Raw genomic sequence first — 16739 nt, forward strand, 5'->3', positions numbered from 1 at the left:
GGGGCAGGGGGTGGGGGGCCTCCGCAAGTACGCCGCCTGTGGCGAGGCCCCACCCCAACCCAGCACCAGGTCGATCAGGCTCCCAGCCTGATCTGAACCGCGCGGGGCGCGGTTTGCCTGATGCTCCTGAAGGGGAGGGGCTCGGCTTGGTTCAAGGCAATGTCATCACGGTCCAGATCCTCGCCCAGCCGCCCGTTCAGGGCTCCAGCCCCAGCGCCGCGCGGTCGGCGGTGGCGGCGGCCAGTTCGGCGCGGGCGGCCGCGATCCGGGCCTGCGCGTCGATCAGGCGGACACGCGCGTCGTTCGCGGTTTCCTCGCGCTGGTTGACCAGGAAGAAGTCGCTCGACCCCAGTTCGAACCGTCGCCGCTCGGCCGCCGCGAGCCGTTCGGCCAGTTGGCGTTCCTGCTCGGCGATGGTCGCGAGCTTTTCGGCGGCATCGACGCCGATGGTGATCCCCTCGACTTCGACCGCGATCTGGTCGCGCAGGAAGCGGCTGCGCGCCGACAATGCGTCCATCTCGGCCTGTGCCTCGACCATCCGGCCCTTCGCCGCGCGGTTCTGGAGCGGCATCGAGAAGCGAAAGCCGACTGCCGCCTCCAATGGCGTGCGATTGGGGCCGCCCAGGCCGATGGGACCGACATCCTTGCCCATCTCGCCGCGCAGGTCGAAGCGGGGGCGCAGGTCGTTCTGCGCCAGGGCCAGGCGCGCCGAACCCTGGTCGATCCGCGCCAGCAGCACCTGGAGATCGGGGCGGCGCTGTTCGAAATTCTGGCGCGCCGCCACCGCGACGCCGGACAGCGCCTCGGCCCCGCCGGGCAGGCGCTCTGGCCCGACCTGCACCGGATCGCCTTCGGCATCGCGGTAATAGAGCGACAGGGCATTGGCGGCGGCCTGGAAATCTCCCTCGGCCCGCACGACCAGTGCCCGGCGGCGGACGACATTCTGGTCGTTCTCCGCCAGCAGGATATCCGGACGCGCGCCCAGTTCGACCTGCCGGGCGAGGCCACCCCGCCGGTTGAGCGAGAGGTCCAGCAACTCACGATAGGCCCGCAGGCGCAGGCCCGCCGCGACCCAGTTCTGATACGCATCGACCGCACGCCGTTGCACGCCGATCGCCACGGCCTCGCGCTCGAACCTGGCGATGTCGATATCACCCGACGCCAGGGTACGGCGGGTGCGGCGCTCGTCGACCAGCCGGTCGCGCAACAGAGAATAGAGCGCCCCGACCTTCACCTCGCCCAGACGGTTGGTGTAACTCTGGTCCTCATAGACCGGAAAACTGCCGCGACTGACCCGGTAGCCGCCATAGACGTAACCGCCATTGTTGCTCAGCGGCCGGTTCGCGCTCGCCGAGGCGACGGTGCCGTCATAATAGCCGAGCGTGCGGGAGCGGCCCTCGGCCTCGAACACCGTGTCGAACGCGCCGTCGGCGGTGATCGCCTTACCCTCCGCCGAGCGGATCTTGGCCAGCGCCTCGATGATCTGCGGCGCGGCGCGAGCGGAGGAGCGCAGCACCTCGTCCAGCGTCAACGGCCCCGTGCGGGGCACAGGCGCGGGCGCGGGGATCGCCTCGATCCGCTGGGCCATGACGGGTGTCGACAGGACAGGAAGGGCGAGCGCGGAGATCAGCAGCAGCGAGCGCATCATTTCGGCTTGCCCGCCTTGGCCGCGATCTTCTTGTCGTCGTCCTTCGCGCCCTTGTCGTCCTGCTTGTCGTTCACCGTCTGGCCGAATTCGAGCGGGAAGTCGTTCAGCTGACGCCACAGTTCGTAACCGACCGTCACCGTCTCTCCCTGAACCCAGCCCTGCACCTTGCCGCCCAGCCGGACGAAGCGGCGCTCGGGCCAGGCGGGCTTGCCGGGCGCGGGCTCGACCAGGATGCGGAACAGCCCTTGCGCATTGGCATTGGGATCGATCGTGCGGACGCGACCGTCGAAAAAGCCGTAGGCGACCGAGGGCCAGCCGCTGAACTGGATTGCGGGCCAGCCCTCGAACTCCAGACGCACCGGGCGACCGGGGCGGAGCAGCGGCACGTCGCGACCGTCGATCAGCAGCTCGACCGCGCGCTGCACCTCTTCCGGCGCGACCACCGCCAGCGCGGTGCCCGCCGAGACATAGGCACCGCCCGCCGCGGCGTTCAGGTTCTGGATACGGCCGTCGCGCGGGGCGCGGACCAGCTGCGCCGACTGGCGGTTCAGCTGCACGTCGATGCGGTTCAGCTTGGCACGCGACTCCGCCAGCTTGGCGCCTGAATCCGCCACCTTGATCTGCGCCTGTTCATAATCGCGGCGGGAGGCGAGCCCCTCCGCATAGAGTTGGCGCGTGCGGCTAACGTCGATCTGGGCGACCGCCTGCGACTGGCGGACCGAGGCGATCTCGGCCTCCACCTGGGCGCGTTCGGCGGCCAGGCGGGACAGCAGATTGGGATCGAGGTCGATGATCCGCGCGATCGGATCGCCGCGCTTCACATGCTGGCCGTCATGGACATACCAGCGCTCGACGCGGCCGGGCACCAGAGCGGTCACGTCCTGCGCGCGGTCGGTGGGATCGAGCGAGACGACCTGGCCGCGCCCTTGCGCGGTCTGCAACCACGGCACGAAGAACAGGATGAAGATGACCGCCGCGATGCCGACCGTCAGGATCCAGGCGATGGCGACCGTGACCCGTGGCGGGCGCAGCGACGAGAGGGTGCGGAAATGCGCGAGCTGATCAGGCGACATCGGCGTCCTCCCGGCGATAGGCGTTCTGGAGGTCGGCAAGCTGGTCGAAGCGGCGCTGCTCGGTCAGGCCGAGATAGAGATAGCCGTCGAGTTGCATGTCCTCGGGGCGGCCGGTGCACAGCAGCACGGTGGTGCCATGCTCCTTCAACAGGCGCAGCGCGGCGCGCAGCTGCTCGGGCGGCAACAGGTCGTAGAGCTGGCCGAGCACCAGCAGCTTGGGGCCGACCAGCAGCGCATTGGCGAGCTTCAGGGCCATGGTCTCGCCGACGCTCAGCGGATAGCCGGTCGAACCCAGCGGCGTGTCCAGCCCCTGCGGCAGGCTGGCCAGACGGCGTTCCAGCCCGACCAGCGCCAGCGCCTCCATCGCCTTTTCGGCCAGTTCACCCGAGGCGAGGCGGAGATATTCGCGGATCGTCACCTCGACGATGGTCGAACGGTCGAGCACCGTCACGTCCGAGCGCAGGCGGTACATGTCGAACGAGCCCAGATCGGCATTGCCGATCCGCACCAGCCCGCGATCAGGCAAGGCATGGCGCTTGAGCAGCATCGCCAGCGTGCGCTCGGCCCCCGGCTCGGCCACCGTCACCAGCTGTTCCCCGGCCGCCAGCGTCAGATTGTAGCGCGCATCGTTGAACGCCACGTCGGTCAGCTTGACCGACCCATCGCGCGGGCCATTGTCGCCGCGCACCATCGGCTCCTGCGGAATGGCGAAGAGCAGCGACAGCTCTTCCGAGCTGGCGACCAGATCGTAGAAGGTGTCGAGATAGGTGCCGAGCTGCGAGATGCCGTAGAAGACGCCCGACAGGATCAACTCGGCCGCGACCAGCTGGCCCAGCGAGAGCTGCCCGCGCAGGATCAACATGCCGCCCAGCAGCAACAGGCCCGCGCTGGCAAAGGCATAGATCAGCAGGAAGGCGATAGTCTGCGCGAATTGATAGCGGAAATAGCGGCGATGCGTGTTGACATAGTTCGCCGTCATCGCCTCCGACCGGTTCATCGCGAAGTCGAGATGACGGAGCGACTTGTAGAAGCCGTTGGACCCGCCGACGCTCTCCAGCCAGCGCGCGGCATTGTGCTTGGCATGGCTGAGCGCCACCGCGCCGCTGATCGCGCCGCGCCGCCAGAGCAGCCAGACGACCAGGATCGCCGTGACCAGCACCGCGTTGAAGGCAAGGAAGACCGGGTGGTAGAAGCTGGTGATGCTGAGCCCGATCACCGCCTGCAACACGATGGTGAAGGCGCCGATGACCAGGCTGGGCACCGATTTCTGGACGACGACCAGATCGAAATAGCGGTTGAACAGGTCGCCGCGATTGCCATCGGCGAAGAAGGGGTCCTGTGCATGGACCGCACGTATCGTGACCTCGGCGACCACGCGCGAGAACAGGCGACGCTCGAACGCGGCCATGATCCACACCCGGAGCGCACTGAGCCCGGCGACCATCAGCAACAGCATCAGCAACACGCCTGACAGCGCCCAGAGCGGGGCGGGCATGGCGGTATTGGCGACGCTGTTGATCAGCAACTGGACCGAGATGGGCGTCGCCAGTGCCAACAGGCTGATCGCGATGGTATAGACGATGCCAAGGCGGACATAGGCCGAATCAGGGCCTATGATTTGCGACAGCCAGCCCACCGCATCCCGAAAACCCAATCGCTGTCCCGCCAAAACGCGCCCCTTTTTCCGTATCTTGGCCAAGCCGGAGCGGGCAGCCGACGGCCACCGTCACTCCGCGACACCCTCATGTTCCCCTCCATGAAAGTTACGCTTCGGCCTGATCCTAGTGAAGTCGGTGTAACGACATATCATGATCGTGGCCAATCGGAATTGCCGTGTCCGGGGTATAGAAAGCCGCTATAGGGCCCTATGCTCACCCTGCGTCAGCTCGAATATCTGGTCACCATCGCGGACACGGGCTCCTTCGCGCTGGCGGCACGGGTCGCCAATGTCTCGCAACCGACGCTCAGCCAGCAGGTTCGGACGCTGGAGGAGCGGCTGGGCGCCAAGCTACTGGAGCGGAGCGCGACGGGCGCGATCCTGACGCCGGTCGGGCGCAGCATCGTGGCGACCGCGCGGCGCATGTTGAGCGACGCTAGCGATATCGTGGCACTGGCGGCGGGATCGACCGACAGCCTGACCGGCACGCTCAAGCTGGGGACCACGCCGACGCTGGGGCCGTATCTTCTCTCGCCGATCATCGCCGAACTGCACCGCATGGCCCCGCGCCTGCGCCTGCATGTGCGCGAGGGGATACCCGACGAACAGGTGCGCGAGCTGTCGCGCGGCGATATCGACGTGCTGCTCGGCCCGTTGCCCATGACCGGGGAAGACCTGACCGTCGAACCCCTGTTTCGTGAGCCGCTGCATCTGGTCGCCGCGCTCGACCACCCGATCGATGCCGCCATCGAGGCGGATCGCGAGGTGCTGACCGGCAGTCCGCTTCTGACGCTGGACCCGCGCCATCATCTGGCGCGGCAGGCGGCCGAGGTCGCGGACCATTATGGCATGACCATCGCGCCGGATTATTACGGCACCAGCCTGGAAAGCCTGCACCAGATGGTCGCGAGCGGGCTGGGCCTGACGCTGTTGCCCAGCCTGTATCTGCGATCGGAAGTGGGCGGGGCAACGGGATTGAAGATCCTGCCCGTCCAGGGATGGCGTGCGCATCGGTCGATCGCCATCGCCTGGCGCCGCCAGTCGCCGATGAGCGCGGCGTTCAAGCTGATCGCCGATCATGTGCAGGGATGTGCGCGGACCCTGCTTGCGGGGTGAGGGGGGCGAGCGCTCGGCTGCCTGGCGATGGCCCGATCGAGCTGCGGGCGCTCTCCCCAAATGGATCCCGGCCTCCGCCGGGATCGCGTGCAGGATGGTGAGGGGTCTCGCGTTACAGGATATGCCTCGCCGGTCAGGCGGCCCGACCGAAATCGGCGTCTTCGCCGTCCGGGCCGCCGGTCGACATGTCCAGCGCGAAGCCGCGAATGCGGGCCTGCTGGTCGGCGACTACGTTCGTCCGGGCGGCGGGCTTGGCCTTTTTGGCGGGTGTCGTCGCCCGTGCCGGGGCCGGCGTACGGCTTGCGCGGCCCGTACCGTTGTCGATGCGGAAGAAGGCGATATTCTCCTCCAGCTCCTCGGCCTGGCTGGCGAGTTCCTCCGAGGTGGCGGAAATCTGTTCGGAGGCGGCCGCGTTCTGCTGCGTGACCTGATCGAGCTGCTGGATCGCGGCGTTGATCTGGGTGGCGCCGATATCCTGTTCGCGGCACGCGGCGCTGATCTCGGCGACCAGCTCGGCGGTACGGCGGATGTCGGGGACGAGCGAGCCGAGCATCTCCCCGGCCTGCTGCGCCGCCGCCACCGTGTCGGACGACATGCCGCTGATCTCACCCGCCGCAATCTGGCTCCGTTCGGCCAGCTTGCGCACCTCGGCGGCCACCACCGCAAAGCCGCGACCATGCTCGCCCGCGCGGGCCGCCTCGACCGCCGCGTTCAGCGCCAGCAGGTCGGTCTGGCGCGCGATTTCCTGCACGATGCCGATCTTCTCGGCGATGGTGCGCATCGCGCCGACGGCCTTCTGCACCGCCGCGCCGCTGATCTCGGCATCCTGCGAGGACTGGCGGGCGATCTTTTCGGTCTGGCTGGCATTGTCGGCATTCTGTTTGATGTTCGCCGCCATCTGCTCCATCGATGCGGAGGCTTCCTCGGCCGCCGCCGCCTGCTCGGTGGCGCCCTGCGACATCTGCTCCGACGACGAGGACAGCTGCTGGCTGCCCGCGGCGACATTCTTGGCGGCCAGCGTGGCGTCGCCGACGACACCGCGCAGTCGCTCGACCATCATGACCAGCGCCTGGCCCAGCGAGTCCCGGTCCGACAGCGGCCGGTGGTTGACGGTCAGGTCGCCCCCCGCAATCGTCTCGGCCAGTTCCGCCGACTTGCGCAGGTTGGTGGTCATGCGGATCAGAGCATGACCCAGAAGGTCCTTGTCCGACAGCGCCTGGTGATCGATGCTCAGGTCACCCTCGGCGATGGTATCGGCCAGCCGCGCGCTCTGGCGCAGATTGGCGGTCATGTGGTTCACCGTGTCGACCAGATCCTTGATCTCGTCATTGGTGACGACCGACACTTCCTGTTCGATATCGCCGATCGCCACCGCCTCGATCGCGACCGAGATTTTCTTCAGCCCCTGCGACACGATCCGCGCAATCCAGACCGCACCGGCCAGAGCGATCGCCAGCGCCAGGCCCGAGATGACAAACAGCGCGTTGCGCGAACTGTCGTAGATCGCGTCGGCATTCTGCTGCGCGGCCTCCATGTCGGCCTTGGCGTTCTTCACGAGTTGCTGCGTTCCCTGGCTGATCTGCACGGCCAGTTCGCGCGACTTGGTCATCGACAATGCGCCAGCTTCCGCATTGCGATTGGCCAGTCCGAGACGGCGGACCATATCGTTGACGGGCAGCCAAGCCGTGTAACTCTCGCTGATCCCGGTCCAGATCGGGCGGCCCGCAGGCGTCGCATTCGCAAGGCCGGTTTCGACCAGCGCCTTTATGTCGGACCGGGCGTGCATCAGCTCGCCGTCAAAGACCCGCATCTGTTCGTCGTCGTTCGTCAGCGCGAGGTTCTTTTCCATGCGGATCGCGTAGCTGATGCGCTCGTTCAGCGTTTCGGCACGGTCCAATCGGGCCACCGGGCCAGCGACGATCTGGGTCGTGACGCTGTTCATTTCGCTCAGTTTTGACGCGGCAAGCGCCGCCATGCCTAACAGCAATGTGAGCACTATCGCGAATGTCGCACCCAGTTTGAATTTGATCGTGGCCCGCATGATTTCCCCGTTTCCGATATTGACCTGGGTCAAGGTCGGCACGGGTCACACGGAAAATTCTAACAGTTTATAAACTGGAGTGACATCAATCTGTCACAATTCGGCGCGTTGCATGAGAGACGATCACGTCCGATAAATTCCGCCGGACCGAAGGGGCTTGGTATCATATTGGTTACTATTTGGTCTAAATGGCGCTAACATGCTGAAAATTACGCCACGGCTCGGCATCGACCAATGATAGCGGTATCATGAACTTATAGTTAATGGTTGCGACGATAGCATCCATCAAATCTCGGGTTGCCGATCAAAAATATTTTTGCGCCTGTCGTCGGCACACCGTTTGAAAGGAGGGGAGAGGCGTTTGCCAACCCCGTCGAGGGTCGCGACTCGCGTGGCGAATCCCTCGACGTTGCCGGGTCCGATGGCTGCTTTTATATCCTCGCTTACGGGATCAGGCGGTCGGCACGGAGCCGTTCGAACAGTGCAAAGAACGCATCGTCGGTCGGCTGATAGCCGGTGAAACCCAGACGTCGGCTCTTGGACATGTCAGTCACGACCTCGATCGGGCGGCCCAGATCGGCATCGGTGTGCCAGGGCGAGGCGAGGCGGTTCAGATCGGGTTCGGCCAGTCCCTCGCGCGTGGCGATCTCGCGCCACAATGCGCCATCGTTCGCCATCTGCTGCTCCAACGGCCGCACGATGCCGTCGAACGGTACCGCCTCGACACCGAACCAGTCGGCGATGCGACCCCACATCCATTGCCAGCGGAAGACATCGCCATTGACGACGTTGAACGCCTCGTCATGCGCCGCCTCGGTTTCCGTCGCCCAGAGGAGATGGCGGGCGAGTTGCCCGGCATCGGTCATGTCGGTCAGCCCCGACCATTGCGCAGCCGAGCCGGGGAAGGTGAAGGGCCGCCCCGTCTCGCGGCACAAGGTCGCATAGACCGCCAGTGTCGTGCCCATGTTCATGGCATTGCCGACCGCCAGCCCGATCACGGTATGCGGGCGGTGCACGCTCCAGGTGAAGCCGTCGCGCTTGGCCGCCGCGAACACCTCGTCCTCCTGTGCATAATAGAAATTCTCGACGTCCAGCCGGCCCTGTTCCTCGCGGAACGGCGTCTGCGGCAGCGTGCCCTTGCCATAGGCCTCGAACGGCCCGAGATAATGTTTGAGGCCGGTGACCAGGGCGACATGGCGCGGGCCGGTGCCCCCGCGCAGTCCGTCGAGCAGGTTGCGCACCATCGCGGCGTTGACGCGGATATTCTCCGCCTCGCTGTCCTGCCGGGCCCAGGTGGTGATGAAGACCGCATCGGGGTTCACGTCACGCAGCGCCGCCGCCGTCGCGTCCGGGTCCTGAAGGTCGGCGGCGACCGGATGCACGCCCGCCTGCTCGGTCGGTCGGCGGGCCAGGCCATGGACGGTCCAGCCCTGTTCCACCAGGAGCGCCGTCGTCGCGCTGCCGACGATCCCGCTCGCGCCCACCACCAATGCCGTCTTCGCCATAAAAGCCTCCGTTATCAGGGTTTTCAGCTAGGCATGGGTGGACAGCACTTCCAGACGGCACCATCTGGGCCCCCAGGCACCAGAAGGTAACCATATGCAGCCGGGATCACGTGACGAGGAATGGCGGGAGGATTGCGCCCCGCGCCGCATGCTGGAATTGTTCGCGACGAAATGGACCAGCATGGTGCTGCATACGCTGCACGCCCGCCATGGCGGCGTCGCACGGACGGGCGTCCTCCAGCGCAGCCTGCCGGGCATCTCGAAGAAGATGCTGACCCAGACGCTGCGCGACATGGAGGGTAGCGGGCTGCTGACCCGCCATGTCCAGAGCATCATGCCGCCGATGGTCGAGTATCGCCTGAGCGATCTGGGTCAGCGCTTCGTCGAGCCGGTCGAGTTGCTGTATGGCTGGGGCCGCGACAATGCCGATGCGCTGGACCGGTTGGTGCCGCGCCCGCGTTCGCGCCGGGCCTGACCGCCGACTTGCCTCGGACCCGGATCGGGGGCAGCGTGCAGGGTGATGGAGAAAGCAGAGAAATCCGACGATTATGCACGCGGGCGGCGCGACGGCCTGCGGCTGGCGCTGTCGATCCTGGAGGCGGAGGAGGCCAAGTGGGAGGCGCTGCTCGGCGAGAGTCCGTCCTGGCGAACGAATGCGACCCGCTCGATCCGGCACAAGGCGTATCAGGTCGCACGCAAGCGGGTGCAGACGGCCCTCAACCGGCTGCTCCCCAAAGGCGAGACCGCGCTTCCGGTCGAACTCGCAACGATGATCGACCGGGTCGGGCTATAGGGGCGGGGCGCGCTTCAGCCCGACAGCATCTCACCGACGCGGCGTTCCAGTTCCAATATGTTGAACGGCTTGGTCAGTACCTCCATGCCCTCATCCAGATGGCCTGCGCCGACCGCAGCATTGGCGGCATAGCCGGTGACGAACAGGATTTTGAGCGCAGGGCGAACCGCCCGGCCCGCATCGGCGACCTGACGACCGTTCAATCCGCCGGGCAAGCCGACATCGGTGACGAGCAGGTCGATCCGTTCGGCCGATTGGAGCAGCGAGACGCCCATCGGACCGTTGCTGGCGGTCAGCACGCGGTATCCGGCATCGCGCAGCACTTCGCCGACCAGATCGCGGATTGCGCTTTCATCCTCCACCAGAAGGACCGTCTCCCCCTCATGCGCGCGGTGCCGGCTCGCGGAGGTTTCGTGCGGATCGGCCAGTTCATGCTCACCGGGCAGGCGGGGCAGGTATAGCCGCATCGTGGTGCCAGTGCCGACTTCCGAATAGATGCGGACCTGGCCGCCCGACTGGCGGACGAAACCATAGATCATCGACAGGCCCAGCCCGGTGCCCTCGCCGATTGGCTTGGTGGTGAAGAAGGGGTCGAAGACGCGCTCCATCACCTCGGGCGTCATGCCGGTGCCGGTGTCGGTGACGCACAGCGAGACATAGTCGCCTGCGGGCAGGTCCTGCGCCGCCGCCGCACGGGCGTCGAGCGTCTTGTTGGCGGTCTCGATGGTCAGCTTGCCGCCCTCGGGCATGGCGTCGCGTGCGTTGATACACAGGTTCAGCAGCGCGCTTTCCAGCTGCGGCGCGTCGACCAGGATCGGCCACAGGCCCGGCGCGGAGGCGAACGTCACCTCTATGGCGGGACCGATGGTGCGGACGATGATGTCCTCCATCCCCGCGATCAGGCGGTCGACATCGGTGGGCTTGGGCGCCAGCGTCTGTCGTCGCGAAAAGGCGAGCAGCCGCTGGGTCAGCGCGGCGGCCCGGTGCGCCCCGTTCTGCGCCATGGAGATGTAGCGGTCGAGTTGGTCATGCTGCCCCTTGGCGATCCGCATGGCGAGCAGTTCGAGGCCGCCCGTCACCGCCGTCAGCAGATTATTGAAATCATGCGCCAGACCGCCGGTCAGCTGGCCCACCGCCTCAATCTTCTGCGCCTGGCGGAGCTGTTCCTCGGCCTGTGCCAGGGCGAGCGCCTGTTCCTTCTGTGCGGTCACGTCGCGGCCGGTCGCATAGGTCATGTCGCCGGCAGGCGCTGCGTTCCAGGAAATCCAGCGGATCGAGCCGTCCTTGTGACGATACCGGTTCTGCACCACCGGCTTGCCGCCGTTCGCTGCCAACTCATAGGCATAGACCGTGTCGTCATGATCCTCGGACACGACGAATTCGTTGACGTGACGGCCGACCAGTTCGGCCTGATCATAGCCCAGAAGGCTGGTCCAGGCCGGATTGACCCGCCGGACGACGCCGTGAAAGTCGATGACCAGCATCAGCTCGGGCGAGGTATCCCACATGCGGTCGCGCTCGGCGGTGCGTTCGGCGACCTCGTCCTCCAGCGTCTCGTTCATCCGCTGCAGCGCTTGCTCGGCCCGCTTTCGCTCGGTGATGTCGATCGACGAACCGACCAACCCGACGACATGGCCCGCCGCATCGCGGAACGGCGCCTTGGTCGACAGCCATGTCGCGTGCGTCCCGTCCGGAAAGTCGACCTGCTCTTCCAGCACCTCGGTCCGGCCTTCGGTCATGACCCGCCGGTCATTGGCCATGACGATTTCCGCCTGCGCCCGGTCGTCCAGGAATTCCAGGTCGGTCCGCCCGATGATCGCCTCGATCGGCTTGCCGACCAGTTCGACCGTCCCGCGATTGGCGGCGAGCATCCGGCCGCTGCTGTCCTTGGCATAGACGACGCCGGGCACCGCCTCCATGACCGCCGCAAGCATGGCATTGGCGTGACGCAGGGCATCCTCGGCCGCGCGACGGTCAGCAATGTCGATGACCGAGCCGATATAGCCCAGAAACTCGCCATCCGGGCCGAAACGCGGCGAGGCGGCATCGATCGCCCAGCCATAGGACCCGTCCGCCCGGCGCAGGCGATAGTCGATACGGAACGAGGTATGCGTCGTATTGGCCTGGCCGAAGATACGCTCCGCCTCGGCCCGATCGTCGGGGTGGGTGGCGTTGAGCCAGCCATAGCCCAGCGCTTCGTCACATGTCTGACCGGTATATTCGTACCAGCGGCGGTTGAGATAGGTGCAGACACCGTCCGCATCGGTCATCCACATCATGACCGGCGCATGGTCCGCCATGTTGCGGAACCGGTCCTCGCTGTCGACCAGCTCGACACGCGCCCGGGCCAGTTCGGCGTCCCGCGCCCGGTCCTCGGTCTCGTTCCGGCCGATCTTCAGATAGCCGATGATCCGGTCGCCGCCGTCCCTGATCGGATGGGTCGTGCCGTTGAGCAGCACGAGCGCCCCGTCCGGCTTGCGATGCCAGCGAAGGTCCGGCGCGCAACCTTCCGCGGCGGCGCGGGCCATGTGCCGGGCCGGAATGCCTTCGGCACGGTCCTGGGGCACGAAAATCTCGTCGATGGGGCGGCCGAGCGCATCCCCGTCGCGCCAGTCGAAGATCGCCTGCGCGCCCGCCGACCAGCTGGTGATCCGCCGCTCGGTATCGGTCGCGATGATTGCATAATCCCGCGCGCTGTCGAGGATCAGACGCATGCGTTCCTCACTGGCCCGCAACGCCTCATTCTGTCGGTCGAGTTCCTCGACGGAGCGGCGCAGATCGAGTTGCGCCATCACCTGTCGCGCCAGCACGCGCAGCGTTTCCTGCTGCACATCGGTGAATGCGCGCGGGCGATAGTCGAGGACGCAGAGCGTGCCGATCGCCAACCCGTCCCCGGTCTTCAGCAAGGCGCCCGCATAGGCCCGGATATGCGGGGACCCGGTGACCAGCGGATTGCAGGCGAACCGCGCATCCTCGCGCAGGTCGGGCACGATCAGGAAATCCTCCTCCAGCAAGGCATGCGCGCAGAAGGAGCTGTGCAGCGGCGTCTCGCGCACGCCCAGGCCGACCTCCGCCTTGAAGAACTGGCGTCCTTCGCCGACCAGGTTCACGACCGCGATCGGCGTATCGCACAGCCTGGCAGTCAGCGCGGCGAGTTCGTCGAAAGTCGGCTCGCGCGGCGTGTCCATCACGCCATAGCGATCCAACGCCGCAAGCCTGCGTCTCTCGGGCGCGTCGCTGTCGTTATGGTCCATCAATGATCCGGCCATGGCGTTGAGGTGGAACGGGGCGCAAAAATACCGACTTGTGACGCCCGCGCAACTGTAGGCGCGGCGCAACCCTTCGATATCCTTCACGCCAGGCATGATCCCTTTTCGGCGGATCGTGCCCGGCGCACCGCATATGGCGGGGCAGCGGTTACCTTTGGGAAGCCTGTGAGTTACACGGCACCATGGAACAACAAGCACTCGTTTTCGCGCTGATCGGTGTTCTGGGCATCGGCGCGCAGTGGATTGCGTGGCGGACGGGGTGGCCCGCCATCGCCCTGATGCTGGCCGCCGGTGTCATCGCCGGACCGATCACAGGCCTCATCATTCCCGAACATACCTTTGGCAATCTGCTGGAGCCGATGATCTCGGTCGCGGTCGCGCTGATCCTGTTCGAGGGGGGGCTAAGCCTCAATTTCCGGGAGCTTCGCAAGACCGAAGGGGCGGTCACGCGGTTGATGATGATCGGCATCCCGCTGGGCTGGGTGCTGGGGTCGCTGGCTTGTTATTATGTCGCGGGGCTGGTCTGGCCGGTGGCGATCCTGTTCGCCGGCATATTGGTGGTGACGGGGCCGACTGTCGTCATCCCCCTGCTGCGCCAGAGCAATATCGCGGCGCGCCCGCGTGCGATCCTGAAATGGGAAGCGATCGTCAACGATCCGTTCGGCGCGCTGTGCGCCGTCATCACCTATGAATATCTGCGCCGCGTCGACGAGGGGGGCACGCTGGCGTCGGTCGTCATCGCGCTGCTGGGCGCGGCAGTGGTGTCGGGGCTGATCGGCTATGGCATGGCGCGGGCCATCGCCTGGGCCTTTCCGCGCGGCCATGTGCCCGAATATCTCAAGGCCCCGGTGCTGCTGGTGGCGGTGATCGGCACCTTCGTCCTGTCCAACCTGATCCAGCAGGAAACCGGGCTGCTCGCAGTGACCGTCATGGGCATCGCGATCGCCAATATGCGGCTGGACTCGCTGCGCGACATTCATCCGTTCAAGGAGAATGTGACCGTCCTGCTGATCTCCGGCGTGTTCGTGCTGCTGTCCGCCTCGCTGGATTTCGAGGTGCTGCGCCTGTTCGAGTGGCGCTTTGCCGCCTTCCTCTTCGCGCTGCTGTTCCTGGTCCGCCCGGCGACCGTGCTGATCGCGCTGGCCTTCAGCAAGCTGCCCTGGAACGAGCGGTTGCTGATCGCCTGGATTGCGCCGCGCGGCGTCGTCGCGGTGGCGGTGTCGGGTCTGTTCGCGCTGCGCCTCGACCAGCTGGGCTATGGCAACGGCAATATCCTCGTCACCCTGTCCTTTGCGGTGGTGGTCGCGACGATCATCGCCCACGGTTTCAGCATCCGCCATGTCGCGCGCTGGCTGAAGGTGACGGGGGCGACGCAGAAGGGGCTGCTGGTCGTGGGCAGCACGCCGTGGAGCATCTCGCTTGCCCGCCAGATCCAGTCGCTGGGCCTGCCCGTGATGATCGTCGACACCAGCTGGCAGCGCCTGTCGGCTGCGCGTCAGGCGGGGATCGAGACCTATCATGGCGAGATCCTGGCCGAGACGACCGAGGAACGGCTCGACCTCACCCAGTTCCAGGTGCTGGTCGCGACGACCGAGAACGAGGCGTATAACGCGCTGGTCTGTAGCGAGTTCGCGCACGATATCGGTCGGGACTCGGTCTATCAGCTGGGCGGCAGCGGCGACCATGAGGATCATCGCCGCCTGCCCGAAGCTCTTCGCGGCCGCGCGATGTTCACCGCCGGGCACGGCGTCGAGGACATCCTGCGGCGCGAGGCGGCGGGCTGGACCTTCCGCAAGACGCGGATCAGCGAGCAGTTCAAGTTCGACCATGCCCGATCGATCCTGCCGGACGAGGCCGACATGCTGCTCGTACTGCGCAAGGACGGTCTTATCCGCTTCTTTACCCATGCCGCCCGGCCGGCCCCGCAAAATGGCGACATCGTCATATCCTACGGCCCCTCGCGTCACGGCGATCCGGACGCTAATCAGGTCTTCGAAACGGGAGAGGTAGTCGCATGACGATACCGACAGGGAACATCCGGGCCGCACGCGCCGTCGCGACGGCCCTGGTCGCACTGGGCATCACCGCCTGTCAGCCGAGCCGCGAACCGGCCGCGAACGAAGCCGCCGAAACCCCGGCCAATGTCGAGGCCGAAAGCAATATGGCCGTGTCCGGCAACGCGGTGGCGGCGGAGGAACCGGAAGAGGCCAAGAAGTCGATCATCCGCCCGGATGTCGAACCTTCGCCCACCCCGACGCCGCCCGCCGAGCCGGTCGAACTGACCGTCCCATTCCCGGCCAAGGGCGCCCAGCCCGATCCGGCGGGGATCGCCTTGCTCGACACGCTGGCCGCCGATCCCGTGCTCGCGCTGGGCGGGCCGATCACCATCTGGGGGCATAGCGACTCCTCCGGCTCGGACGCCTCCAACCTGATCGCCTCGCGCAAGCGGGCCGAGGCGGCGCGGGACTATCTGGTCAAGAAGGGCGTCGCGGCGGAGCGGATCACCGTCATCGCGCTGGGCGAGGCACGGCCGATCGCCCCCAACCGCAAGCTCGACGGCTCGGACGATCCCAAGGGGCGCGACAAGAACCGCCGGGTCGAGATCAAGGTGGACCTGCCCAAGGCCGCACCGGCGGCCGAGGGCAGCGACCTGTCCTGATCATCCGATCCTTTTGGTGTTCCGATCGATCAGCGCGGTCGCCTCGGCCGTTCCGGCCTCGCTGGTCATTTTGCCCGACCGGATGTCGTCGGCGATGGTCAGCAGGCGACCGCTGATGACCGTCCCGGTTTCCGCCTGCTCCTGAACCGCGATGCCGCCCTTCGTATCGGCCACCCGGCTCCAGGCCGCCCGCACGGCTGCCCAGTAATCCTTGGTCTTTGCCCAGTAATCGTCGGCCGCCTTCCCATCAAAGCCGTCGAACCGTTCATAGGTGTTCAGCACCGATTCCTGGACGATCGGGACGAGCTTGCCGTCCTTCAGGCCCATCTTCATATTGTCCTGCCAATGCACCCAGCCGGTCGGCGTCGGCTGATGCCGGTTGATCGCATAATAGCGGTCATAGACCGGATGGCGGACGGCATCGCGGCGGGCCAGCGGGCGCCAGGTCCAGTTGGATCGCCAGCGGCGGACACCGCCTTGCGTCTCGAACTGGCCCCATCCGGCATAGCGCGGGCTGTCATCGACCTGATAGACGGTCTGTGACCAGCGCCCGGCGCGCATCCGTTCGGGCACGGCTTCCCACACCCATTGGCCCTGACCGGCATAGACCAGCACGCGCGAGGGCTGGTAATCCCAGTCCTGCCGCCAATGCTTGATGACATGGGTCTCGCCGTCATGCTCGACGACCAGCAGATGCTGGAGCGCGATATGGTCGGGCCTGTCCTCGATCACGCGAACCACCTCGTTCCCGCCCGAAATCTTGCGGTCCAGCGGCGTGTAGCCCGCCACCCAGGGTGTCGTTTCCTGCATGTCGAAGCGGACCTTATAGGTTCCAGCCATCGCCAGGATGTCGGCGCGGTCGGCGGCCTTGGCGGCCTGTGCCTCGACGGCGGTCTGCCGGAGCGGACCATCGGCCAGGGCGGGGACGGGCAGCAGCGCGAGCGCCGCGACGATCAGCATCGAACGGTTCTTCATCGG

12 protein-coding genes are annotated in these 16739 nt (G+C 66.5%); 5 read left to right on the forward strand and 7 right to left on the reverse strand.

Features of this window, described 5'->3' with window-relative positions; genetic code table 11:
* Positions 1-196: 196 nt before the first annotated feature.
* Genes GGQ89_RS07375 through GGQ89_RS07385 form a run of 3 tightly spaced genes read right to left on the reverse strand, consistent with a single transcriptional unit; the run spans position 197 to position 4390 of the window.
* A complete protein-coding gene (locus tag GGQ89_RS07375) occupies positions 197-1648 on the reverse strand; it encodes a TolC family protein (protein ID WP_184105269.1) in 1452 nt (483 codons plus the stop codon).
* Entirely contained in the window at positions 1645-2721 is a 1077-nt protein-coding gene (locus GGQ89_RS07380; protein ID WP_056439184.1) for an efflux RND transporter periplasmic adaptor subunit, read from the reverse strand. The genes GGQ89_RS07375 and GGQ89_RS07380 overlap by 4 nt, the downstream gene beginning before the upstream one ends.
* Positions 2711-4390, reverse strand: coding sequence for an ABC transporter transmembrane domain-containing protein (locus GGQ89_RS07385; RefSeq protein WP_184105270.1), 1680 nt, complete (start codon positions 4388-4390; stop codon positions 2711-2713). Before GGQ89_RS07385 ends, GGQ89_RS07380 begins: the two co-directional genes overlap by 11 nt.
* Positions 4391-4588: 198 nt before the next feature.
* Here GGQ89_RS07385 and GGQ89_RS07390 point away from each other — a divergent pair, with 198 nt between their 5' ends.
* Positions 4589-5494: a hydrogen peroxide-inducible genes activator gene (locus GGQ89_RS07390; protein ID WP_184105271.1), complete on the forward strand. Its 906-nt coding sequence runs from the start codon at positions 4589-4591 to the stop codon at positions 5492-5494.
* A gap of 133 nt (positions 5495-5627) precedes the next feature.
* Here GGQ89_RS07390 and GGQ89_RS07395 read toward each other — a convergent pair whose 3' ends face one another.
* Both GGQ89_RS07395 and GGQ89_RS07400 read right to left on the reverse strand, forming a co-directional pair.
* Entirely contained in the window at positions 5628-7436 is a 1809-nt protein-coding gene (locus GGQ89_RS07395; RefSeq protein ID WP_425326513.1) for a HAMP domain-containing methyl-accepting chemotaxis protein, read from the reverse strand.
* A 542-nt stretch (positions 7437-7978) separates the two neighbouring features.
* A complete protein-coding gene (locus GGQ89_RS07400) occupies positions 7979-9040 on the reverse strand; it encodes an SDR family oxidoreductase (RefSeq protein ID WP_184105273.1) in 1062 nt (353 codons plus the stop codon).
* A gap of 94 nt (positions 9041-9134) precedes the next feature.
* Between GGQ89_RS07400 and GGQ89_RS07405 the strand changes: the two genes are divergently transcribed.
* Positions 9135-9515 (forward strand): winged helix-turn-helix transcriptional regulator, encoded by a 381-nt coding sequence (locus GGQ89_RS07405; protein ID WP_184105274.1) that lies wholly within the window; start codon positions 9135-9137, stop codon positions 9513-9515.
* Between the two features lie 45 nt (positions 9516-9560).
* A complete protein-coding gene (locus GGQ89_RS07410) occupies positions 9561-9833 on the forward strand; it encodes a hypothetical protein (RefSeq protein WP_184105356.1) in 273 nt (90 codons plus the stop codon).
* Between the two features lie 14 nt (positions 9834-9847).
* Here GGQ89_RS07410 and GGQ89_RS07415 read toward each other — a convergent pair whose 3' ends face one another.
* On the reverse strand, positions 9848-13189 hold the full coding sequence (locus GGQ89_RS07415; RefSeq protein WP_206362745.1) for a PAS domain S-box protein: 3342 nt from the start codon (positions 13187-13189) through the stop codon (positions 9848-9850).
* A 95-nt stretch (positions 13190-13284) separates the two neighbouring features.
* Between GGQ89_RS07415 and GGQ89_RS07420 the strand changes: the two genes are divergently transcribed.
* Together GGQ89_RS07420 and GGQ89_RS07425 are read left to right on the forward strand one after the other, a co-directional pair.
* Complete coding sequence (locus GGQ89_RS07420) at positions 13285-15120, forward strand: cation:proton antiporter (protein WP_184105276.1); 1836 nt, start codon at positions 13285-13287, stop codon at positions 15118-15120.
* A complete protein-coding gene (locus GGQ89_RS07425; RefSeq protein WP_184105277.1) occupies positions 15117-15761 on the forward strand; it encodes an OmpA family protein in 645 nt (214 codons plus the stop codon). The genes GGQ89_RS07420 and GGQ89_RS07425 overlap by 4 nt, the downstream gene beginning before the upstream one ends.
* Here the strand turns inward: GGQ89_RS07425 and GGQ89_RS07430 are convergent, their stop codons facing one another.
* Entirely contained in the window at positions 15762-16736 is a 975-nt protein-coding gene (locus GGQ89_RS07430; protein WP_184105278.1) for a DUF6607 family protein, read from the reverse strand.
* Positions 16737-16739: the final 3 nt, after the last annotated feature.

Source organism: Sphingomonas yabuuchiae, assembly GCF_014199595.1.
GTDB lineage: Bacteria > Pseudomonadota > Alphaproteobacteria > Sphingomonadales > Sphingomonadaceae > Sphingomonas > Sphingomonas yabuuchiae.